At 45.2% G+C, this 24504-nt stretch carries 14 protein-coding genes; 4 read left to right on the top strand and 10 right to left on the bottom strand.

Annotated elements, in window-relative coordinates; translation table 11 throughout:
• Window position 1: 1 nt before the first annotated feature.
• Window positions 2–1003, bottom strand: a complete 1002-nt coding sequence (locus V7R42_RS08165) for a LacI family DNA-binding transcriptional regulator (protein WP_334019683.1) — start codon at window positions 1001–1003, stop codon at window positions 2–4.
• Between the two features lie 18 nt (window positions 1004–1021).
• Window positions 1022–2380, bottom strand: a complete 1359-nt coding sequence (locus V7R42_RS08170; RefSeq protein ID WP_334019684.1) for a GH1 family beta-glucosidase — start codon at window positions 2378–2380, stop codon at window positions 1022–1024.
• A gap of 205 nt (window positions 2381–2585) precedes the next feature.
• On the opposite strand from V7R42_RS08170, the gene V7R42_RS08175 reads away from it, so the two are divergent.
• Window positions 2586–3848, top strand: coding sequence for a sugar MFS transporter (locus tag V7R42_RS08175; RefSeq protein ID WP_334019685.1), 1263 nt, complete (start codon window positions 2586–2588; stop codon window positions 3846–3848).
• 12 nt (window positions 3849–3860) lie between these two features.
• A complete protein-coding gene (locus V7R42_RS08180; RefSeq protein WP_334019686.1) occupies window positions 3861–6413 on the top strand; it encodes a glycoside hydrolase family 3 protein in 2553 nt (850 codons plus the stop codon).
• Between the two features lie 77 nt (window positions 6414–6490).
• On the opposite strand, the gene V7R42_RS08185 is transcribed toward V7R42_RS08180, so the two are convergent.
• The 4 genes from V7R42_RS08185 to V7R42_RS08200 all read right to left on the bottom strand — a co-directional run bounded on the left by V7R42_RS08185 (window position 6491) and on the right by V7R42_RS08200 (window position 14632).
• Window positions 6491–6922: a DUF3015 family protein gene (locus tag V7R42_RS08185; RefSeq protein WP_334019687.1), complete on the bottom strand. Its 432-nt coding sequence runs from the start codon at window positions 6920–6922 to the stop codon at window positions 6491–6493.
• A gap of 31 nt (window positions 6923–6953) precedes the next feature.
• On the bottom strand, window positions 6954–8789 hold the full coding sequence (locus tag V7R42_RS08190; RefSeq protein ID WP_334019688.1) for an Lnb N-terminal periplasmic domain-containing protein: 1836 nt from the start codon (window positions 8787–8789) through the stop codon (window positions 6954–6956).
• Between the two features lie 145 nt (window positions 8790–8934).
• The gene (locus tag V7R42_RS08195; RefSeq protein ID WP_334019689.1) at window positions 8935–11883 is read right to left on the bottom strand and encodes a TonB-dependent receptor; all 2949 of its coding nucleotides are present in this window, start codon (window positions 11881–11883) and stop codon (window positions 8935–8937) included.
• Window positions 11884–11950: 67 nt separating this feature from the next.
• Complete coding sequence (locus tag V7R42_RS08200; protein ID WP_334019690.1) at window positions 11951–14632, bottom strand: family 16 glycosylhydrolase; 2682 nt, start codon at window positions 14630–14632, stop codon at window positions 11951–11953.
• A gap of 393 nt (window positions 14633–15025) precedes the next feature.
• Here V7R42_RS08200 and V7R42_RS08205 point away from each other — a divergent pair, with 393 nt between their 5' ends.
• Window positions 15026–16009 (top strand): cation diffusion facilitator family transporter, encoded by a 984-nt coding sequence (locus tag V7R42_RS08205; protein WP_334019691.1) that lies wholly within the window; start codon window positions 15026–15028, stop codon window positions 16007–16009.
• 126 nt (window positions 16010–16135) lie between these two features.
• Here V7R42_RS08205 and V7R42_RS08210 read toward each other — a convergent pair whose 3' ends face one another.
• From V7R42_RS08210 to V7R42_RS08225, 4 genes are all read right to left on the bottom strand, one after another.
• A complete protein-coding gene (locus tag V7R42_RS08210; RefSeq protein WP_334019692.1) occupies window positions 16136–18544 on the bottom strand; it encodes a TonB-dependent receptor in 2409 nt (802 codons plus the stop codon).
• Between the two features lie 308 nt (window positions 18545–18852).
• Entirely contained in the window at window positions 18853–20580 is a 1728-nt protein-coding gene (locus V7R42_RS08215; protein WP_334019693.1) for a solute:sodium symporter family transporter, read from the bottom strand.
• A 16-nt stretch (window positions 20581–20596) separates the two neighbouring features.
• Complete coding sequence (locus V7R42_RS08220) at window positions 20597–22663, bottom strand: glycoside hydrolase family 31 protein (RefSeq protein WP_334019694.1); 2067 nt, start codon at window positions 22661–22663, stop codon at window positions 20597–20599.
• A gap of 116 nt (window positions 22664–22779) precedes the next feature.
• Entirely contained in the window at window positions 22780–23532 is a 753-nt protein-coding gene (locus tag V7R42_RS08225) for a TSUP family transporter (RefSeq protein WP_334019787.1), read from the bottom strand.
• Window positions 23533–23631: 99 nt separating this feature from the next.
• On the opposite strand from V7R42_RS08225, the gene V7R42_RS08230 reads away from it, so the two are divergent.
• Window positions 23632–24381 (top strand): GntR family transcriptional regulator, encoded by a 750-nt coding sequence (locus V7R42_RS08230; protein ID WP_014951132.1) that lies wholly within the window; start codon window positions 23632–23634, stop codon window positions 24379–24381.
• Window positions 24382–24504 lie beyond the last annotated feature (123 nt).

Consider the following 24504-nt stretch of genomic DNA (forward strand, 5'->3'; position numbering starts at 1 on the left):
TTTATAATTTGCCTAATGTGTCCCTATTTACCACTTCAGGAACAAATAGGTGCTCAATAGGTATGGGGCTTTTTATGTCATAAACATGTTGTAGCACCCAATAAGCCGCCATTTCTCCCATAGCGTGAATAGGGTTATTAATTGTAGTGAGTTTTGGGTAAAGGTAGCGGGAAAACAGAACGTTATCGAAGCCGATTATAGAAAGCTGCGAAGGAATATCAAACCCAGCTTCTCTTGCAGCCGTCATTGCGCCAGAGGCCATTTCGTCGTTCGCGCATACCAATGCTGTAAAGTCAGAGAGTGTTTTTTGAAGGTGCTGCATGCCTTCTTGGCCTGACGACTCGTGGAAATCGCCTTCAAAGACGCTCGTTTCATCAAAGGTTAGCCCAGCTTCTTGAAGCGCTCTCTTGTGACCTGCCAGACGATCGCTCGCATCCTTTTTAAATAGCGGTCCGCTAATGTACGCAATCTTTTTATGGCCTGCATCAATAGCAGCTTTCGTTGCCATGTAACCGCCTCTTTCGTTGTCCACAACAAAGCAGTTCTCGTCGAGAGTGTCTACTTTTCGGTTTATCACAACAACGGGGATCTTACTGTCTACTAGTGCTTTTAAGTAGTCATCGGAGACGGCTTCAGCGTGAAGAATCAGGGCATCGCAACGGCGGCTTTTTAAGAACTCTATGGCTTCGTGCTCACGCTTTTCATCCACATGGCCGGCGGTGATAATAACGTGCTTACCATTTTGTTTAAGCACATGTTCTACCGTACTCATCAAATCGCCGAAGTAAGAGCCGTGCAGTTCAGATACAAGCAAACCGACGCTGTTAGTGCGGTTTGACGCAAGAGATTGCGCAATAGCATTGGGCTGGTATCCCAACGATGCCATAGCATCCTCTACTTTTTTGCGGGTGCGCTCGCTTACCTTTGCGTTGCCATTCATAACGCGAGAAACGGTAGCTAACGAAACACCTGCGGCCTCTGATACTTGGTAAATTGTTGCCATACGGTTTGGTACTTGTCCTTATTTGATACCGCTAATGTACCCATTTATCCGGCTCTTAACCAGTTTTGAATAAGCCAAAGCGCTTTGTTTTGGCGTACGTTTTTGGGTTTCGTAGTCAACATAAACGATGCCGAAACGCTTTGAATAGCCTAGGGCCCACTCAAAGTTATCCATTAGGCTCCACGCAAAATATCCGCGTATATCTACGCCTTTTTCTATTGCTTCATTTACCGCATTTATATGTGTGTGGAAGTAGGCGGTACGCCCGTTGTCTAACACTTCACCATCTATGAGCTCATCATCCATTGCCGCTCCGTTTTCAGTGATATAAATAGGCGGTAAATCGTAGCGCTGATGTAAATCAACAAGCAGTTCGGTAAAGGCATCTGGGGTAATTTCCCAGCCCATAGCAGTTAAATCGTTTGTGTCTGGAGGCACTACTTCAAACCAGCCATTATCATTACTTTGATACACAGTGCGAGTGTAGTAATTAATGCCCAGGTAATCGATAGGTTGAGAAATAATAGCCATATCACCTTCTGCAATGTCGGGCTTAACGTCGGGAGCGAGCTTATCGATAATGTCTGGATATTTGCCTTCAATAATAGGTTTTAAATACCATTGATTGTGGTAATCATCGGCGAGTTTGGCGGCGTGTATGTCTTCCTGTAAGTCACTTTTTGTATGGCAATTACTAAAGTTAAGCACAAGACCGTTTTGGCTATTCGGGCAATGTGTATTGAGTACTTTTAATGCCAACCCGTGTGCCAGTAGCAGATGGTGTGCCGCCTTACGCCCGTTGCCCATACCTGTTTTACCAGGCGCATGTATACCGGTTTCGTAGCCTAAATAAGCCGAGCAAAATGGCTCATTTAGCGTGGCGTAAGAATAAACTTTCTCGCCCAATACCTTTGCCACGGCCTCTGCATATTTTTCGAATGCATAGGCTGTATTTCGGTTGAGCCAGCCACCATTATCTTCAAGATGTTGCGGTAAATCCCAGTGATAAAGCGTCACGAACACTTTCATCCCGCGTTTAATAAGCTCGTTAACCAAGTTTACGTAAAAGCGCATGCCCACTTCGTTTACGCTACCGTCCTGTTTCATCACTCGCGGCCACGAGATAGACAGTCTATAAGCATCAACACCAAGAGAATCAATTAGCTCTACATCTTGTTTCCACAAATCTATGTGGTTACAGGCAATGTCACCATTAGTGGCATCAGAAATGGCATTTTTCTTTTCGCAGAACGTGTCCCAAATACAATCTAATCTCCCCTTACGGTCTCCCTCTATTTGGAAGCTCGATGTAGCCACACCAAACAAAAAGTCTTTCGACAACATCATTGAGTTGGATGGAAGGTTAATTTCTTGCATCGTGGAAATGTCCTGACTATAACAATTTTTTCATATTAACCCTGCGCTAGACAGAGCAAATAACATCATATTTACATTGAATTCGATAACACTTCGTGTAATTATCTCCTCAATGTAAGCGCTTACAAATTTGTTTGCATTTATATGTAAGCGCTTTCAAATGTAAATTTATCATTAAATAGAAAAATAGCAACAGAGGTTATTCGTGGAGACACCAGTGCAGCCTAATATTTCAAGCGCCCAAGAGTCAGCGGCAAACGGCGGATACCGTTTTGCGCTTATCTCACTCACCACGTTGTTCTTCATGTGGGGTTTTATCACCTGTTTGAATGACATCCTTATTCCTTACTTAAAAGGTGCATTTAGCCTAAGCTTTACACAAGCAATGCTGATTCAGTTTTGTTTTTTTAGTGCCTATTTTATTGTGTCATTGCCTGCAGGCATGGTGGTGTCGCGCATTGGTTACCAGAAAGGTATTGTACTTGGGCTCGCTATAGCCTGCGTGGGGTGCTTGCTGTTCTTCCCCGCTGCTTCAAGTCAAATATACGGTATTTTTCTGTTAGCTCTTTTTGTATTAGCGTCTGGTATAACCGTACTTCAGGTGTCTGCCAACCCTTATGTAACTGCACTCGGCGACCCTAAAACTGCCTCGTCACGACTCACCATGACCCAAGCATTTAACGCTTTTGGTACAACCGTGGCTCCCTTCTTCGGCTCTTATCTTATTTACGGCGCAACGGGCGAGCACGGGGGCGGTACGCCAAGCGCGTCAGACGTGCAAGTGCCCTACTTAATTCTTGCTGCGTCACTGCTTCTTCTGGCTCTTGTTTTCATGTATTTAAAGCTGCCGAAACTAAACCACACCAGCGCAAGCACTGGAGTGTTTAAAGGAGGTGCATGGCACCACAAGCACCTTGTTTTAGGCGCCGTTGGCATTTTTATGTATGTCGGCGCGGAAGTGGCTATTGGCAGCATGCTGGTAAACTATTTAGCGAGTCCTGCCGTTGGCGGTTTAAGTGAGGCGGGGGCGGCCAAGCTACTTGCCTATTACTGGGGAGGCGCAATGGTAGGGCGCTTTATCGGTGCTGCGGTAATGCAGAAAATCTCGGGTGGCTACGTGCTGGCGTTTAACGCCTGTGTGGCTATAGCGCTTATATTGCTATCGCTATCAAGCACAGGAGATATAGCGCTATGGAGTATCTTGGGCGTAGGATTGTTTAACTCAATCATGTTCCCCACCATTTTTAGCCTTGCACTTCACCAGCTAGGAAAAGACACCCCGCAAGGTTCTGGCATTCTTTGTTTAGCCATAGTTGGTGGCGCCATTATTCCACTGCTTCAAGGTATGCTAGCAGACTCTATCGGCGTTACACTGTCATTCTTGCTACCCGCTTCTTGCTACCTTTACATTGCCTACTATGGTCTTGTAGGAAGTAGTGCATCTCACATTAATACCACTGAAAAGTAACGAGGGTTAACAATGCGAAAGAAAATAATCGCGAAAGTAGTTACCGGAGCATTGGTTGGCGTTTTAGTTAGTGCATGTTCAGCTGAAAAAAATGCGCTTTCAGTCGATGACGTTGAACTACAGCCAAACAAGGCGAGCGAGGTATGGCCTAGACTAGATATTGAAGTTAAAACAAACTCTGCTGTCGAAACCAAGGTAGAAGACATTCTGTCTACCATGACTATTGAGCAAAAAATTGCGCAAATGATCCAGCCTGAAATTCGTAATATCACGGTAGAAGATATGCGCAAATATGGATTTGGTTCTTATCTTAACGGCGGGGGGGCATTCCCTAATAACAACAAGCATGCCACACCAGAAGACTGGGTAGCGCTTGCCGAAAAGCTTTATCAGGCTTCCATTGACGACAGCTTGGACGGCTCGACAATTCCTACCATGTGGGGCACCGATGCGGTTCACGGTCATAACAATGTTATAGGCGCAACCTTGTTTCCTCACAATATTGGATTAGGTGCCGCGAATAACCCTGAACTGGTAGAGAAAATTGCGCACATTACAGCTAAAGAGGTCATGGCGACGGGGATCGATTGGGTATTTGCGCCTACCGTTGCTGTGGTACGTGACGATCGCTGGGGCAGAACCTACGAGAGCTATTCTGAAGACCCAACTATTGTTAGAGAGTATGCCGCTTCAGTCGTTAAAGGCCTTCAAGGCGCGGCTGACAAAGACTTTTTAAGTGACCAGCGTGTGATTAGTACGGTAAAGCACTTTGTTGGTGACGGCGGTACGGTTGGTGGTGATGACCAGGGCGATAATGTCGCCAGCGAACAAGCGTTATTTGATATTCACGCCCAAGGCTATGTGGGCGGATTAACGGCGGGCGCGCAGTCTGTTATGGCGTCGTTCAATAGCTGGAATGGCGAGAAGCTTCACGGTCATAAATACTTGCTAACTGACGTACTTAAAGAGCAAATGGGCTTTGAGGGGTTTGTAGTCGGTGATTGGAACGGTCATGGGCAAGTTAAAGGTTGCAACAACGAAGATTGTGCACAGGCCATCAACGCGGGTTTGGACATTTTCATGGTACCAAACGATTGGAAGGTGCTGTATGACAATACCCTAGCTCAAGTAAACGACGGCACCATCCCTATGTCGCGTATTGATGATGCGGTACGCCGAATTCTTCGAGTGAAAGTACGCGCTGGACTTTTCGAAAAGCCAAGCCCGGCAAATCGCCCGTTATCTGGCGACCGTTCGCTTATAGGTAAGGCAGAGCATAGAGAAGTGGCGGCGCAAGCGGTGCGCGAGTCTCTGGTGCTGCTGAAAAATAAAAATAAAACTCTCCCGATTTCTGCAAGCAAACGCATATTGGTAGCGGGCGATGGTGCGGATAACATCGGCAAGCAATCAGGTGGGTGGAGTATTACGTGGCAAGGCACAAATAATACCAACGATGACTTCCCTGGCGGCAGCTCTATTTATGACGGTATTAAAGCGCACGTAGAAAATGCTGGTGGTAACGTACAGCTATCGGTTGACGGTAGCTTTGAAACTAAACCTGATGTCGCCATAGTGGTGTTTGGTGAAGAGCCTTATGCCGAGGGTCATGGCGATAGAGAAACCTTAATTTATCAACACGGGAGCAAAACGGATCTAGCGTTGCTCGAAAACTTGAAATCTCAGGGAATTTCCGTGGTGTCGGTATTTATCAGCGGCCGTCCGATGTGGGTTAACGCAGAGCTAAATGCATCTGATGCATTTGTTGCAGCTTGGCTTCCTGGCTCTGAAGGTGCAGCGGTGGCAGACGTTTTGTTTGGTGAGCAGGACTTTAAAGGCAAGTTGTCTTTCTCGTGGCCGTCAGAGCCTCAGCAGATCGTTAATAAAGGAGATGAAACCTATGAACCTTTGCTGCCTTATGGCTTCGGCTTAACTTACAGCGATGACAACGTTCTAAGCGATACGCTAAATACTGAAATTAGAGTCAGTACTGACAGCAACAAGCCGATGGAAATCCTAAAGGGCTCGGTTGAGGCACCTTGGGTATTATGGCTTTACTCTGGTGATGATTCTCTGGCAGTGAACGCAAGCACGCATACTGTTGGAGCAATTACTTATCGTACGGTTGATAAGGAAGTGCAGGAAGATGCGCGTAAAATCACTTTCGATGGTACTGAGTTCGCCGCTATGCGTTTTGCAAGCAAGAGCTTTTTCCGTGAAGATTTAAGTGCGCAACTACTTACGCATGGTGCTTTAAGCTTTAACGTTAGTCGTCACTCAGACATAAATGCACCTGTAACGGTAGGCATGAACTGTGAAGGCGAGGGAGACGCAGCAGGCAGCTGTTCAACGCAAATTGATATTAGCGAGCAGCTAAAGGCAATGCCAGCTGACACATGGACAAACATAAGTATTGACCTACAGTGCTTTGTTAATGAAGGTATCGATTTTACCGGCCTTGTTGTGCCGTTTGAGCTGGGAAGTTCAGGGAAGGCTAGCTTGAGTGTGGCAGATATTCAGTTTACGCCAAGTGCAGCAGAATCAGCGAGAATGAGTTGTCAGAACTGACGAAATATTAAGCGTTAATACTAACATATAATAAACGTCGCCAGTTTAAACAGTGGCGACGTTTGCTTTATAAGCTTTTAAATAGCAGCAATAACTGCGTTGTAGTATGCTTCTGGCTGTGTTTGTGCATCAACAGAAGTACGGATCGCATCTACAACATCAGCTTTGTTTTCTTCGTTTACTTCAAGAATTTCCAGCATAGCATTTACGTGCTCGCCTTCACCCATTGCAGTTTGCTCAAGTACCGCGTCAAAGTTGTCTTGAATAAACATGGCAGCTTTTGTGCGCTGACCTTCACAAGAGTCTTCTGAAGAGATTTTAGAAGAAATAGCAGTGGTACCAAGATCCCAAATGATATTAGAAATCGCTGCTGCAGTGCCATTGTCATCAAATATTGCAGCGCCAATACCACAGTGTTTCCATGGGTTAATTTTATCTGTTTCGCTTTGTGCGAAAGCGTTTGAAGATAATGCTGCAACTGCTAGCGCAATAGATGCAATTTTTTTCATTTTAAAACTCCGTTTTGGTTTTATTGTTTTATTAAAAGTAATATGACAGAGATACCGAATATTCGAACTCTTCGTCATAGCGTAACAATGCCCTAACATCGTATTGTTGATTATTCAAAAAGCGTTGTTCCCATGTTGCATAGGTTCGCTTTTGGTTGGGTGCATTGACATACCTCTGATGTCCCACGCTAAAGGACATAGCATGATGTGGCGAAATTTTAAAAACGCCACCAAACTCAGCCCCTACCGCTAGGTAGCCGCCGAGATTGTTCTTACTTGTCGCGGTTGAAGATAAACCTCCGTAAAGCGCGATATCGAATGCAGGTGAATAGCTTTTTCCAAGCAGCCCGTCTATGTACAATGCGCCATTATCGTTGTTAACAGATAGGTCACGGTATCCACCCGCAAATTTCCACGCCATTTTGTTGTCGCCAGGCAGACCCGTATTAGCCGCATTTAAGTTTGTAATGCGAAGCGCTGTTAGCTCCGCAAGGTTTCTCTTTGCGCCTTCAAAGATATTTAGCCTTATGTCAAACGTGGAGAGTTCTGAAAAGGGGATACGCGCAGGGTTTATCGTAAGCAAGTCATAATAGTTTGCGCGAAACCTGACGCCTACCCCGGTGCCAGGATAATTGTTGTAGATCATACTCACTTGTAAAAGCGTCGTATCCTGCGCTGTATCGGGTGGAGCAGGAGTCAATGGTTTAAACCTACTGTTGCCGGGAGGTAAATCGAACCGCACATCCACAAATGCTTTTCTTTGCTGCAGCATAACCGATACATCGTTTTCTGACTGCGATTGCGACAGATAGGAAAAGTAATCAAAGGCTGTATCAATCACCCTTTTCATTTGCTCTTCGTTTAAGGGTTTAAGTATTTGAGTCAGCGATTTAGGAGTCGTTTCCTCAGCGCTCAATGCCACTATCAGTTGCGCTTTTTCTTTTTCAGTCAATTGAGCGAATTTTGTGTAAAGCGCCTCTTGTCGGGAAGGGTGGTATTTAACTGTTGATATAAGGCTTGGGTGATTTTTTTTAATTGCTGCAACAATATCAAACGGCATTATCCACGCTTTATCATTGGGCATGTACGACGTGCTCGTAGCCAGGGAGAGAAGCTGCGCAATTTGATACGCGCAGTTTTGTTTAAAAAAATAATAGGTCATTGGGATCTGCTCGAGTTCCCAAAGGTGCGCCAATAAGAAAGAAATCTCTTTTGAGGTTAATGAAAGCGAATACTCCCACAAGTCTCTAAGTTCACTTTCATTATAAGTGAGTGTTTGATGATGGTATTTTTGATTAGCAAAATAACCGTTATAGCCACCAAAAATACCATTTAGGATATAGGCGATAGGATTTTCATTATCTGGATAACGAGCGCCGTAGTTGTAAGTATTGTCCAGCAATTCGCTTTGCGATGTGTTGTTAAATTTCAAAAATACATGGCCATACATGCTTGCGGGGTTTCCTAAATAACCCGATGCATAAACTAGGCTAACCCCTGTAGCATTAATGTTAGAAATAAATGCGTTGAACGCGTCGCACTGCACATCAGGTAGCGTTGCAACATTCTCTGACACAAACATAGCCCGTGCTGGAAAAGTACATTGTGAATCAGGTTTTTCTACAAACGAAGATATTGTGGCTTGAAGTTCTGCAAGCGGATCGATTGACCCGCGGGGCGAAAAGAAAAATGCTGGTGTATCTATAGCAGACGTATAATCACCAAGAAACGTTTTTTCATAATGTAACAATGACAACCACTGAGGTTGAAGTGCTGCGGCTTCTACCGAAGATTGAGCGCTTGCAATAGGAAAAGCGTGCGACAATAAAAGTATGGAAACGACAAGGAAACGACTAATTCCTTCCATGAATTGCTTAATATCCGTAATGTACTGCTTTAAACTGCCCTGCCATAGTTGCAGGGCTGAGCATGATACACAAAGTTTTTTAAAACTTACAACAAAAAAGCCGCAGTAATTGCTGCGGCTATCAAGAAATAATTAGCTGGGCCAATTAAAATGTATATCTAGCGCCTAGCGTATAGCGAGGGCCGTATTGACGAGCAAATAAGAATTGCTCTTCAAAGCGGCCGTAACCACGCTCGGTTTCGTCGTTGATGTTTACACCTTCTAAGAACACTGTTAGGTGCTCATTCACATCGTAGTTGATGCTGGCATCGACCTGACCAAACGTATCGAACTGAGTCGCTGGGTTATCCGCCGAGCCTTGTGCTTGGCCAATACCAACAACATAGTCAGAACGCCATGCATAAGTGACTTTTACAGACAGGCCTTCTTTCTCGTAAAACACTTGGAAGTTAGCTGAGTCACTGATACCTACCAGCGGGTTTTGCTGTTCAAGGTTGTATGGGTCATACTCTACGTCACCGTCAACCAGCGTTGCGTTGGCACCAAAGCCAAAGCCGGTTTCCCCAAATGTGTGTTGGACAGCAAGCTCGATACCTTCAACGGTTTTTGAGTCGTTTAAGTTACGAGGCTTCACTACGTTCCACTCAATAAGCGGGTCGTCTGAATTCGGCTCAACAACGCCGTCTGCATCAGCGTAGCCTGCTTCTCTGAAGTAGTCGTAAATGTTACTGTCGGTGGCCTGAATGCCTTCTGCCTGAAGTGCAGAAACAGCTTCTTGCCATCTTGGGCCTTGGTAAATATCGTTAAGGCCGTCAAAGGTTTCAAGCCTACCTTGGGTATCGATATAGTTCTTCACTGACTTTCTGAATAGGCCTACTGACGCATAGCTTGCTTCGTCATAGTACCATTCGAAAGATAAGTCTAAGTTAGTTGACTCATAAGGTTTAAGGTCGGTACTGCCTTCAGATACTACCCTCGAGCCAATTTTAGGGCTTCCGCTAAATGAACGTCCACCTTGCAAGAAGCCGATAGGTGCACGAGTAATCGATTTACCCCAAGAGAAGCGGGCGACAATATCATCCGTTACATCAACTTTCACGTCGAACATAGGAAGGAGAACATCGTACTTGCCAGTAAAGTCCTGCTCTTCAACACCGTCTTGGAAAACAGTGATCCACTCACCAGCTGCAACCCAGTTTACTTGAATAGGCACGCGAACTTCAGCAGTGCTAGGTACTTCCGTTTCTTCGTAACGAAGGCCAGCGTTAATTTGAACGTAGTAATCGCTAACGTCAAAGTCCCACTCAGTTTGCACATAGATTGAATCTGTTGTTTCTTCTACATTGCTTACTGAAGGATCGCCGCTGAAATATGGGTCAATAGAATACGCATTGCTTTCACCCACAACGTCGGCAGTGATGAATTGAAGCTGACGCGCAATGGCTTCATCAAAGTCAAAAGTGTAGTAATAGCCCGGGTTCATACTTGCACCACCACCATCAAAGGCGTCTAAGAAGCCGGAGGTGTCGTTGCGAACGAACATACTGTCTGGGAAGATCTCCGTGAAAGACGGGCTAAAGCCAGGCCCGCCTCGCAGTCCGCTCCATGCGGTAAAGCCTGATAAAGACTGTTCTGTGCGAGCCACACCAAAATCAATTTTAACTAGTGGGATGTCCCACGCCGAGTTATACCAAGTCCCGTCTAACTGCAGTTGTTCGATGTCAGAGCGGCCCGGAGAATAGATGAACTGGCTGAAGTTAGAGTCGATTTCACCAGGTAAAATTTCATTGCTGCCGTTGTTCCAGTTAACGAAAACCTGAGGGATTTCTCCTTCACGGTAGTCATAAACCTTAGATTCTAGTTGGTTCGAACCAAGAATGATTTGCCCTGCGCTGCCCAATCCTTTGTCATAACCGTTGTCGGTTTTATTGTAAGAGTCATGATAATCTAAGCGGAAATGCCAATCATCGTTTACCATCCAATCTAAGTTTACACCCAGTGATCGGGCGTCAACGCGGGTAGTATTGCGGCTTGCCGTAAATGAAGCGTCATCGCCACTGATGTCGGCATAAACAGCCGTGCCGTTCTTATCCAGTTCGTAGGCATTGATATTTGCACCAAAGTTATTCCAAATACCCCAACCCACAGTGTTTACACCTGTGGTAGCACGAGAGGCGGTGTAATCTATGGTTGCAGTAAATTCGTCAACTGGACGGAACTGGAAGGTTACTTGGCCGTTCTGACGCTCACGTTGCACATCGTTGATGCTGTAGTTCATGTCTTTCGGAAAGAACGCTGCATCGGTAATGTTAGTGCGGTTATCAACAATATTTCTTGGATCTATATTTTGTGGAAGTTCGCTGTTTTCTTGAAGTACCCAGCCCTGAATGCTTGCTGCTTGTTGTTGAAAGTCACGCTCCTGATGCGAAAAAGACACGCCAAATCCAAACATGTCGTCAGCGAAAGTATTGGTATAAACACCTGCAATTTCAGGGGTTACATCGTCACCCGCTTCATTCGACGTATCGTAAATACCCTTTACTGAAATCGTAGCGTTTTGTCCCGACTGGGCTAGCGGCTTCATGGTAATGATATTGACCGTGGCACCTAGGCCGCCACTAGGGTTTTCGGCGCGGGCGGTTTTTTGAAGCTCCAATGTGTTCACACCTTCAGACGAAAGGTTGGCAAGGTCAAACGAACGAGTAAAACCCGTCCCCGGCATTTGACGGCCATTTAGTGTTACCAAGTTGAATTCAGGGCCAAAACCACGAACGGTAATTTGGCTACCTTCACCGTTATTTCGGCTAATGGTTACGCCGGTAATACGTTGAAGTGCTTCAGCTAAGTTGGTATCAGGAAATTTACCCAATTCTTCAGCAGATATGGCATCTACCACGCCGCTTGAGCTGCGCTTTAAGTCCATCGAGCGGATCATACTGCCGCGAATACCGCTAACTTGAATAACTTCTACTTCGCCTTCTGCGGGCGTTACTGTTTCTGTTTCTTGAGCGTATGTGGGTAGCACAAGAGAAGAGCCCATCAACAAAGCCATTGATGTGGCAAGTTGGGTCTTTTTAAAAGATGTGTTTTTCATAATTGCCCTACTAATTCTTATCAATTTCTTGTGTTGCCCAAGCCCTACCTAGGCAACACATGCTTTGCTATTGCGCTGCAATTTCAACATTATCAACGCGGTACACTGCACCTTCACCCGAGCCCCAGGCAGGGAACATCATGATGACGTTGATTGCACTGATATCCAGACCTAGGTCGTAAAGAGTTTGTAGCGGGAAGGTATAGGTTTGCCATTCACCTTCAACAGGATCTACCCCTTCAAGGCTTGCTGAAATGGGGAGTTCTACCGCCGATGACACGTTAATAGATTCAATTTTGAATAACCAAGGCGCAGAAGCATCGTTAGGCATAGCGCTTACTTTCATTTCGAATCGCACTGTGCCATTTGTGAGTAGTGCTGACGCATCGTAAGAGTGACCGTCATCAGCAATGATGCCCATCACTGTTGGGGTCGCGCCAATACGGAATTCAGCTACTGTTCCGTGGTCCGCATCATCTGCCTCTTCTGTTGGCGTTGAACCACCGCAGCAATCCCAGATTCGCCATTGGTTTGCGGCAGTATCAGCAAACAGGGCAATACCGCCGGTTGGCGCTTCAGCACCACTATCAGGGTGGTAAATCTTCACGTTGTCTAAGCGATACACTGCGCCTTCACCTGATCCCCAAGCTGGGAACACCATAATTACATCGATGGCGCTTACATCTAGGCCGCGAGCCTGAAGGTCAGAAATAGTGAAAGTATAAGTCTGCCACTCACCTTCAACGGGTGATTGACCTTCAACGCTATCCGCTAACGGAAGTTCTACAGCCGTTGAAGCATCGTTAGATTCTACTTTAAACAACCATGACGCTTCGGCATTGTTAGGTGCACTCACTACACGCATGTCGAATTGTAGTAAGCCGCCTTCAGTAAGCGCTGTTGCATCAAATGGAGTATCACCACCTCCTGAAGCAGGACGGGTGATAAAGCCCATCACAGTAGGCTCAGCGCCAATGCGGAACTCCGCTGTCAAACCGTGTTCTTCTTCATCCATTTCTTCGCTTGGCGTAGAACCACCACAGCAGTCCCACATAGGCCAATCAGGGTTCTGGCCGTCTTCGAAGATGGTGAGTTCTGGATATAAAACCGCACCGTCCTGTGAAATTTCTACATTAGTAATTTGGTAAACGGCACCTTCACCTGCGCCCCAGTCAGGGAAAATCATGATGGTATCAATGGCGCTGGTGTCTAGCTCTGCTTCAGCAAACATACTGATGGGGAATTGATAGCTTTCCCATACGCCCACTTGCGGTGCAGCTGGTACTGTGTCTGATGGACCAACATAGCCGCTCATTAGTGTAAAAGAGGCGTCTGTGGTTGCTTCAGTACTTTCTACTTTCAAGTTCCAGTTTGCTTCAGCGTTATTGGGAGCAGAAACAAGTTTTAAATCAAATTTTAAGCTACCAATGCCTTCATGGGGAGATGCATCAAATGGAGAGGCTTCACCTTCTGGGTCAGTAAGAAACGCATCGCGGCTGATGAAACCAACTACTGTAGGCTCTGCGCCAAAGGTAAATTCATAAACTTGACCTAGCTCAGTATCTTCAACAAGTTGGGGTGTAGAGCCACCACAGCAATCCCACGCTGCCCAATTTGGGTTAGGCGTGCCATCAAAAATGGTTAAGTCTTGTGGAATACCAGTAGAAGGCGGCGATGGGACGGGGGCTGCACCTTCAACCAGTGCGTCTTCAAGAGAATCGTAGCCAGGGCGCACGGTTTCGCAGCCTTTGCCTGTGTCAGGATTAGAGGCACATTCATAAACGCGCACGTAATCAATTTCGAAGGTCTGGCCGTTCACAAATGCGTCTGCATCAATGCCCGTTTCGTTAACTGCTTCAGGCCAATTTCCACCCACAGCAAAGTTAAGGATCATGTAAAATTCTTGATCGTAAGGGGCATTATTCCATTGGGTTTCAAGTTCACCGGTAATTTGATCGAAGTACTCAGTATACCAACCGCGATGGGAAAGGCCTGTTGCATCACCATTTGCGTTATAGCGTACTTCGGAGCGACGCTGGGTGGCATATAAATAACCGTCCATGTACCAGCGAATTTCACCTTCCTGCCATTCAATGGCGTAGGTATGGAAATCATCAGCTGGGTTTGCGCCATCTGGAAGAGAATAAGCTTGACCTGAGCTATCGTTGTTTGGCCACTCTTGACCATAGTGAAGAGTACCGTAAATATGATTTTCAGGGTTACCTTCCGTGTCTGCTGCTTTCAGGTTTACCGCTTCCATAATGTCAATTTCACCAGAGCGAGGCCAGCCGCCATATACAGAATCAGTAGGCATCATCCAAAACGCTGGCCAACTACCTTGCCCTTCGGGTAGCTTCGCGCGTATTTCAAAACGGCCATATTTAAAATCGGCTTTGTATTGAGTGATTAATCGGGCTGAAGTGTAGGGTTTTGGCGCACCTTCTTCGGCAGGAAGCGCAACTATTTTTAGACTACCATCAGACACAAATGAATTGTCTTCGCTGTCTGTGTAGCACTGGGCTTCATTATTACCGCCACCGTCGCAATTTACTTCATGGGTCCATTTATCATCATCAATACTCGTTCCATCGAATTCGTCATTCCAAACCAGCTCCCAGTCGGTAACAGGAACCGTTGCGTCGACAACGTCGATATCGGTAGAAGTTGTTGCTCCACCTCCGCAGCCAAATAGAGTTGTGACTGAGATCGCGGCCGCTATCCGCGAGAGTTGAGATGCTTTTTTCGTCATTGTTTTCAGCCCTGATCAAAAGAAATTGGGTTTTTATGTTGTGGCAAATACCACATAAAAAGCTTGTGTAAGCGCTTACAATTTAGTTCAAATAAAAATGGCCGTTTGAAAGCGCTTACATTACATTAAGCGACTGACACATAAAGATCAATACTGTTCTCAAAAAATTAACATTTGGCGGTGTATTCTATTTATACTTTTTGCGGTTTATTTATTTTAAAATCAGTTTCTTAGTGTTTTTATTTGAAGTGAGTTAAAATCTAAGGATGCTTGCTTCACTCACTGTTTACAAATTTTTTCGGAAACTTGTTAATGAAGTGTGCTAGATATTTTATTCGCACCTGGATACACATCACGTTAAGCTTAGTATATGGTCTCATGTGAGTTGTTATTATGCATAACCACAATCACAACACTAACGCCACCAACCATCATAAACGCCTGCATCACGATGCACATGCCGATATGCTCGGCACAGATTCCACACGCATTGGATGGGCGTTCTGGCTGAACTTCATTTTTACTATTATTGAATTTATCGGTGGTTGGCTTACCAATAGTGTCGCCATAATGGCAGATGCTGTTCACGATTTAGGAGACTCTTTATCTATAGGCCTTGCGTGGTATTTAAGCAAGCTTGGGAATAAGGCGTCTACTGAAAAGTATACTTACGGCTTCAAACGATTAAGTCTTATGGGCGCTATGATAAACGGGGTTATCTTAGTGATTGGTTCAATTTGGGTGTTGTCTGAGGCTATCCCTCGTTTATCTAATCCCGAAATGCCGATTACAGAGGGTATGATTGGGCTGGCGATCCTCGGTATTATCGTAAATGGATTTGCAGCATACAAACTCCACGGCGGTCATTCAATGAATGAAAAGGTACTTAACTGGCACTTAATTGAAGATACGATGGGGTGGGTAGCGGTACTGGTAGTAGCCATTGTGCTTCATTTTGTCGAATGGCCGATACTCGACCCCATTTTATCTATTGGCTTTACGCTTTTTATTTTAGTGAATGTTGTACGGTATGTTGTGCAGACCATGTCTTTGTTTCTGCAGGGCGTACCTGACTTGGCTACAAGGAATGCTATTAGCAACACGCTTTTAAAAATTGAGCACGTTGAAGAAATTCACCATGTACATTTTTGGTCACTTGACGGTGAGCAGCACGTGCTTACTGCACACGTGGTAATAAACTGTGCAATAGACAATGACAAATTAAGATTACTAAAAAAGGAAGTTCACGAGCGTTTAGCACCTTTTGGGCTTGCTCATACCACGATAGAGTTTGAGTTACCGGGTGAGCCATGTCGTGATGAAAATGACCACTTACACGCTCACTCTCATGAACACCAACATGAAGAAATAAACTAAACGCTATTAGTAGGTTTAAGGGTTTATTCTCATTTGCAGGTGCTAAGAACCTTTAGTTGTTTTATTAAAAAAGAGGGGCGTTAACACGCCCCTTTCAACACACACGCTTTGCGGTTTATAACAAGATTAAAACTGTGCTTTAAACGCTACGCCGTAGTATCGATCTGCATCGCGCGGAATTTGGTAGCGGAAGTTGTCGCCGCTATAAGTGGTTGCATAGCTTTCATCCAACAAGTTCTTCGCAATTAACGATACGCGGAAGGCATCGTCTTTGAATGAGAAGCTAACGCTTGCGTTAAGCATGCTGTAGTCTGGTAACAATGAGTGAGGATTGAACTCCCCCGTGTTGCCTGGCAAGTCAGAGTACTGTTCATCGGTGTAGATGTAAGATGCGTTGTAGTAAACGTCAAAACCATGCTCTGTTTCCATGAAGTATTCCGCTGACAACGAATATTTCATATCAGGTGAGAATGGAACATCCAGGCCCGAACGGTCGGTACACTCGGCTTCTTCAGGACAATTAAATCTATCGATCTCAGCCTTGGTATACGCAGCGCCACCTATAAAAGTTAGGTTGTCAGTTGCATTCCACATAAAGTCTACTTCAACCCCTTGAGTCTTCACATCACCAGCATTAGTAAGTCGCGTAATACATGCACCGTCAGAACAATCAAAGTTGTTTGCTTGAAAGCCTTCGATGTCGGTGCTAAACAGCGCGATATTTAAAAGTAGATCGCGACTTGCGTACTTATAGCCAATTTCGTATGCGTCAGATTCTTCCGCGCCAATAGGACGTCCGTCGTTCTCTGGATTAAAGTTATAGTAAACATTGAAACCTGGGCCTTTATAGCCTTGTGAATAGGTTGCATAAACCATTTGATTTTGGTCGAGTTCGTATTGAACACCAAGGCGGCCAGACAAATTGGTTTCATCTACCACACCTTCTGCATCGGTGTTCTCGGTAGCAGGGCGCACACCCACACCGCGACGTCCATATTCATCGTTACTTATGCGACGGTGAGTGTAAGACACTTCATCATCGGTATAGCGAAGGCCGAAGATAAGGCGTAAGTCATCGCTTAAGTCGTAGGTACCATCTCCGTAAACAGCCCAGTTATTAAACTCAGTGCTCATGAATGCAGTGGCAGACACGATGTCGTTGGCATTGCATGTCACACCTAACGAACTAGCATAAGCGTCTAAGTCAGAAAGTGCGTCTGTCAGCGCGTCTCCAGACAGGTTATTCTGCGCGTAAAATGTCAGTGCTTGGTCAAGTTGAAGGCTATTGTTTTGGCAACTTGCATCACGAGTGAAATTACGCTCTGAATCCATGTTCCAGTAGAACATACCGGCTAAGAAGTTGAATGGGCCCGCTAGGTTTGACGCAACACGGAACTCTTGAGAAAACTGACTCCATTCTTGCTCACCAACGTCATGCAGCTGAAACGGCACACCAAATACCGGCTGATCGCTGTCGCCAGCAATAGACGTAAAATCACCTTCGCGGAATTCTGTATTTTCCCACGAGCGCTGGGCAGTGATCGACGTGAAGGTGTAGTCACCAATGGTTTTGTCCACTTGTACGGAGAAGGCCGAGTGGTCGTCGATAGTACGAGATTCGAAGTCATGATCAATTTGACGTTGTTCTAAATCGATACCGTCGGCAATGGTCTCACTGTTGGGCGCTGCCTTTGAGTCGGGATTTCGACCGCTAGATACGCCTTCTAAATCTGCACAACAGTCGTCATCCGCGCTGTAAATTTCGCTAATGAACTTTACTTTTAAATCATTGGTTGGTTCATAAACCACAACCGCACGGGCACCTTCTCGGTCATAACCGTTTACTTTTTCATTGTTGTATACGTTGTCGATATAGCCGTCGAATTTACCTTGGAAGACGGTTAAGCTGGCTGAAAGGTCGTCAGTTAAGCCACCGCTTACTGTGCCTTTTAAACGGTATTCGTTATCTTGATAAAACTCAGTAGAAAGACTGCCTGTAAGCTCCTGAGAAGGATCTTTTGTGGTGATGTTTACCACACCGGCAGAGGCGTTCTTGCCAAATAAAGTACCCTGTGGACCACGTAATACCTCAATTCGATCTACATCGTACAAATCGCCAAACGCTTGACCAGAACGCCCTAATACAACGCCATCTACCACCGTGGCTACGCTTGGCTCTGCTGCAATACTAAATGAAATTGTTCCAATACCACGAACGGTTAACGCTGAATTTCGAGTTGTTGTCCCTTTGCGAAAGCTCACAGAAGGCACAAGCGCTTGTAGGTTTTCAACATTGTTTGCAAAGGCTGATTCTATCTGTTCACCGCGCAACACCGATACAGCAACGGGCACATCGCTAATGCTTTGAACACGTTTTTGTGATGTAACGACAATTTGTTCAAATGATTTATCATCTTTTGAGGCGTCGACTTGCTCTGTATTAGCCTCTTGCGCAAATGCATTGGTGTGAAGTAGCAATCCAGATGTCATAGCAAGGGTTACCGCCTTGCTGACGAGTGATCTCTTTGTATTCATGTTGTTCTCCAGGGTGTGTTGCTTATCACGCCTTCACTTACGCCTTGCTACCTTATATTTGGATACAAAAGCATTTGAGCAAGTAATCGGCGTTTCATTTTTATTCTGGCTGCGTAGGGTACAGCGCTACGCGTACTATTCTTTCAGTAGCAAAATTCAATAGCGTTAAAAATACGGTTTTCGATATAAAAGATATCTTTTGTCTGATGTCTTATATAAGAGTGATTAAGTTAAACAATTGTTAATCTATTTGCAAACGTTATGTTAATTTTTTTGTGTTTTTTCTATACAATAATGATGAAGGAGAGCTAGGCGTGCTGAGAAGCAAGGCGCTTCAAGCCTTGCTCATACTTTACTCGCCACCATTTCAGACTTATACCAATTGCCACGAAACAGGTTGCCCACAAGCCGACCAGTGTAGGGACAAACGCGTTGTTTAGTCCATTAACAAAGCCTATAGGGGAGAACATCAGGTAAAGCGTTGCGATAAGGCCAACAAGCACGATGGCGCAGGGAATAGCATAGCGCCATGGCGTCATATTGACTTCAGCCTTTGCAGTGAAATGCCATGGAGTAGTCATTGGGTAGAGCCTGCCTATAGTCAACATAATAGCCAATTCAATAGCGAACAAAATGGCATAGATATGGATAAAGTTGATATCGACTTCCCATACAAACTTAAGCAGTCCATAGGCAATTACATGGAAGATAATCGCGACTTTTGCCGCCAGCGCAGGAACGCGTTTTGTAAATAAGCCAACAAGCACAATAGTGATAACGGGAATATTGTAAAAGCCGGTAAATATGCGAATGATTTGCCACAATCCTTCAGGGGCAAACATAAGCAGCGGCGCCGTGATAAAAGAGAGCACAGCAATAACAATACTGGTGATCTTCGCAACGCGAATAAGCTTTTCATCGCTCACTCTATCTTTTTTGAAGGGTTTGTATACGTCTAAGCAAAATAGGGTGGCAGCACTGTTAAGCAATGAATTAAAAGAGCTAAACACCGCACCAAGCAATACTGCTAAAAAGAAACCCGACAAATACTGTGGAAGTACATCTTTAACTAAATGAGGGTAGGCAAGATCGATAGTTTGAAGATTTTCGTCTTGATATAAGTGATAAGCAATCACGCCTGGTAACATCATCATAAAAGGCACAAGCACTTTAAAATAGCCAGAGAATAATACCCCTTTTTGGCCTTCAACCAGATTTTTCGCGCCTAAGGTTCGCTGAATTACGTATTGGTTAGTACCCCAGTAAAACAAATTGGCTAAAATCATACCCGTGAAAATAGTACCAAAAGGGACAGGGTCGTCGGGTCCACCTATGGCATTGAGCTTTTCAGTTTCCGTTGTAGCAATAGTAGATAGACCTTGGCTAAAGCTGCCGTCGCCTAAGGCCACCAAGCCAAGAACGGGAACCAATAAACCCACAATTAAAAGGCCAACTCCATTAATCGTGTCTGATACGGCTACCGCTTTTAAACCACCGAAAATGGCATAGAGAGCGCCAATCGTACCGACTATGACGATGGTAAGTACCAGTCCCACCTCATAGCTTACGTTGAAAAGCCCGGGTATATCAAAAAGCCTAAGCACGGCAATAGAGCCAGAGTAAAGCACCGATGGAATGGTAACCAACGAATACCCCACCATAAATAAAACTACCGTCATTCTGCGAACGCTATCATCGAAACGGTCTCGCAAAAACTCGGGTAGGGTGGAGAAAGCGCCCGCTAAGTAACGAGGCAAGAAAATAAGCGCCATAATAATGGTAGAGATACCAGCGGTAACTTCCCACGCCATGGCGCTTAAGTTATACCCAAAGGCAGAGCCATTTAATCCAATAAGCTGCTCTGCGGAAAGGTTGGTAAGGATCATGGACCCAGCAATAAAAGTGCCGGTCAACCCTCTTCCTGCAAGGAAGTAACCGTCTTGCGTGTTTACTTCCCCTTTTGTTTTCATGTAAGAAATAACGGCAACCAGTGCCATGAATGCCATGCATGACAATAGGGTAAGGGTGATATCCATGAACTGCTCCTATGCGCTACGCTGGCCAATGTGTGGTGTTCGTCATATCCATATCGGTATGTTGAACATCTGGGCCCATTACAATGCGACTGCCCTTTTGGATGAACACCGCCACATCGTTAAGCGCAAGTATTTCTTCTCTGTATTGCTCACCCTGCACGACTTCCTCGGTACCAAAACGTATCCATTCACCTTTTGGTAAGTAGTATTTAATTTTTCCGCCGGGCACCACGCAAGGCACAACAAGTAGGTCATCACCACACATAAATTGTTGTTCAAAACCATGAGAAAGCGGCTGTTCAGGGAAGGCTAACGCCATGGCGCGCTGAACCGGAAGTCCTGTTTGTGATGCTTTTTCTGCGGTTTCTTTTAGGTATGGAACAAGCTTATATCTTAGCTTAAGGGCCTTAAATACTGCATTGGAGGCGGCATCGCCGTAGGACCAGGGTTCACGAGGACCAATACCGTGCAATCGCATGTGGGCACTAAACACTGACGCTTGTGCCCATCTTACGTAAAGTTCTGCGTCTCGGGTGTCTTTATAAAAACCACCTATATCGGTAGCGAAAAACGGCCCGCCTGACATACCCCACGACAAACTGCCACGAATACTTGCAGCTAAACCATGCCAGTCGGCTTGCGGGTCGCCACCCCACTGTGAAGGATAACGCTGGCAGCCTGTCCAAGCTGAACGGCTAAATAAGAACGGGCCAGTTTTGCAGTAAGCCTCAGCAGCCTCATATACGCAGCGGTTGTAGAGCATACTGTAAACGTTGTGTAGACGATTGCCTGAATCACCGCTATAAGACAGCATATTGTCGTCTTCCAACTGTTCGCCAAAGTCGGCCTTTATCATATCTACACCAAGGTCAAATAAAGGTTTGTGCGACGTTTTCCAAAACTCGTAAGCTTCAGGGTTGGTAAAGTCTAAAATACCTGAATCTGGCAAAGGCGTAAGTACTTCGCCAAATGGACTTAAGTCCCACGCATAGCGGTACGCTTCACCAGTGCGTTTATCTTTTATTAGCCAGCCTTTTTCGGCCGCCTTCTTGTAAAGGGGGTTTTTCACTGAAATCATGGGGTATTCCCATACGCAAATCTTAAAGCCTAACGCTTTAAGTTCATCAATAACCGGCTGAGGATCGGCGTAGCGTTTAGGGTCCCATTCAAAAGCAAAACGGGTATCAGTGTCTTGCCAAGCGCGACCATCAAGAGTAATAACATCGCAAGGCATATTCTTTTCGCGCACTTCGCGGGCAACTGCTAGTAGCTCGTCGGCGTCTTTATAATACGCTTTAGACAGAATTACGCCGAAGCTCCATGTTGGAGGCGTTGGCGCAAAGCCTGTTAACTCACTGTAGGTTTGAAGGCATTTAGCTGGCGAGTCTTGATGGAACAAGAACATGTCGAGTACGTCATCTTCAACTAAGCACACGTAAGCTCGCTGTGACCAAAGTGCGTAGCCGACGCCATGGGTGACTGGTGCTGGAGTGTGCACAAATAAATTCCAGCCTTCAGGACTCCATGCGTAAGGTGTGTTTTTATAAGACTTTTCGGCGTTTACGCCTAAAGCGTCGTGGTTGTATGAGCGAATTAGCTGGCCGCGTTTATCAAGCTTGCCCCATTTCTCTCCAAGACCATAAACGGCTTCGTCGTAGCTAAGCTCTAAACTTACTAACCAACCTTTGTCGGTTTTAGCGAATGGCGGTAAGCGGTGCTGACGTACAAAGTGGCCGTCGGTGGCGCTTTGCTGAACTAAAACGTCATTTTTATACAGCTTGAAATGAAGAGGTGCGGAAAAAACTTCTAATCGATAATCGCCTGCTGCCAAGGTGCTGTGAGACAGATCACCGGAAAGTACTAGCGATAGCCTTTCCGGCGCTTGAGTAAGCATACCAAAATCATCTGCTGCATTTACGTCACTTTGAACGCGTAAACCAAACTGACTAATACTTAGGCTCAACTCACCATATTGGGTGGGGACAATAAGTGTCTTATCATCTGACAAAAAGGGCTGCTCAGTAATGTCAGCAGCTTTAATATCGTTCCATTCTGGCTCATTTACACAAAACGCGTTACTCATTTCTACATTACCCTTCATGTCTTATATAAGACATAAGTTAATGAAATGTAACTTGGGTGTCAATCTGCAATTAGAAAATTATGAAGATTTAGATCCGCGTTCATTATCAAGCCGTCTTAGATACTAATATTTTGGATTATGAGGGTTACGCCACTTAATGCAAGCATGGTTAAGGCCAACAGTCGGACGGCGGCAGCGGACACGCGAGCAGCGATAATTCGTCCTAATCGTGTGAAAATTAAAATGACGGGAATTGCAAAAATAGCAGACAGAAACACTTCTGTTGAAGGCAAAGTACCAAACGGTATTATGGCAAGGCGTATAAGTGAGGTAACACTAAATACGGCCAGCAGCGTTATCCTGATTTCATTAATTGGCCAGGTTTGGCGATAACATTGAAATACCACAGGTGGGCCAAAAGTAGAAAAAAGACCGCCTAGTAATCCACCTAGAGCGCCAGCAATAGAAAAACCGTATGCGCGACCAGATGGCTGTGTCCGCTTTCTTTTTATTAATAAAAGGCCACAGCAGCTGAGAATAGCCAAGCCGAGCAGTAAATTGAGCCAAGTTGCCATCCCAACAGACAGGTATTCCAACAATGCGTAGCCTACCGCCATAAATGGAATACCGCTAACCAGTATAATAGTGAAAGCACGTCTATTTATTTGCTCCGTGTTTTTCACTACTAAGCTGATGGAGTTGAAAAGACTTAGAAAACTCACCATAAAGGTGGTCGCCGTAAGCGGCAAGATGCCAAACAACGTAAAGCTTGATACCACCATAAGGCCAAAACCAAACCCGCTTAAGGTCTGTAGCAGTGTCGCAAGCCCTAATAGCGCAAACATGGGAAGCAGTGTTTCCAAAAGCATCACGTGTAATTCCTGCAATGTATGTGATTTATGTCAAAAGTGCGCTATAACTCTTGTGTATGATATAACAACAAAAATTAAGCGTTTAGGTTAGGGTTCATGTCTTCATCTCAATTCGATCACAAACTCAGCGGTCCAAGTCTTGCCTTTCAGCCACTGTATCAACAAGTCGCTGAATACATTAAGCAGCTTATTGTCGAGCGCCGTTGGCAACCAGGCGAGATGCTACCTAGTGAGTTTAAGCTTGCTGACGAATTCAATGTTAGCCAAGGAACCGTTCGCAAAGCGCTAACATTGCTGACAGATACCAAAATTGTAACCCGTCGTCAGGGGGTCGGTACATTTGTTTCTGAGCATACGGCACAAGATGCGCTGTTTCGTTTCTTTCCGCTACAAGCTGACGGAAAAGGTGCTGATTTACCCAAAGCTGAACTGTTAAGTAAAGAGCTGGTCGAGCCAATTGAAAGTGTCCAAACTGCACTATCAATTACCGCTAAAGACAAAGTAGTGAAGCTTAAGCGTAGGCGAATTCTCGATAACGAATTTTGTATGCTTGAAACTATTTATTTACCGTCTAAGCGATTTCCTGACATCGAGAAGCGAGAAGATATTCCGCATACTCTGTATCATTTTTATCAAACGGACTATAACCAAACTGTATTTAAGACCCGTGACAGCATTAAAGCGGTATTGGCCTCAAAAAGTGATGCAAAAAGCTTAGGTATCGAAAAAGGAATGCCGTTACTTATGGTTACGCGCGTCACTGAGTCTATTGACGGTAAACTCATTGAATATCGTGAAAGCAAATGTAGAACTGACCACTACCATTACCAAGTTGAACTTGATTAATCCTTTGCTATCAACGCCAAACTGTTCAACCACAACGTTTTAAACGTCCGTTCCTATCAAATTGTTTCTTACCGACTATCGAACACCTAGCATAACAAGGTAACGCTTTACCTTGTTATGCCA

The organism is Alteromonas sp. S015, from assembly GCF_036864485.1.
Lineage (GTDB): Bacteria > Pseudomonadota > Gammaproteobacteria > Enterobacterales > Alteromonadaceae > Alteromonas.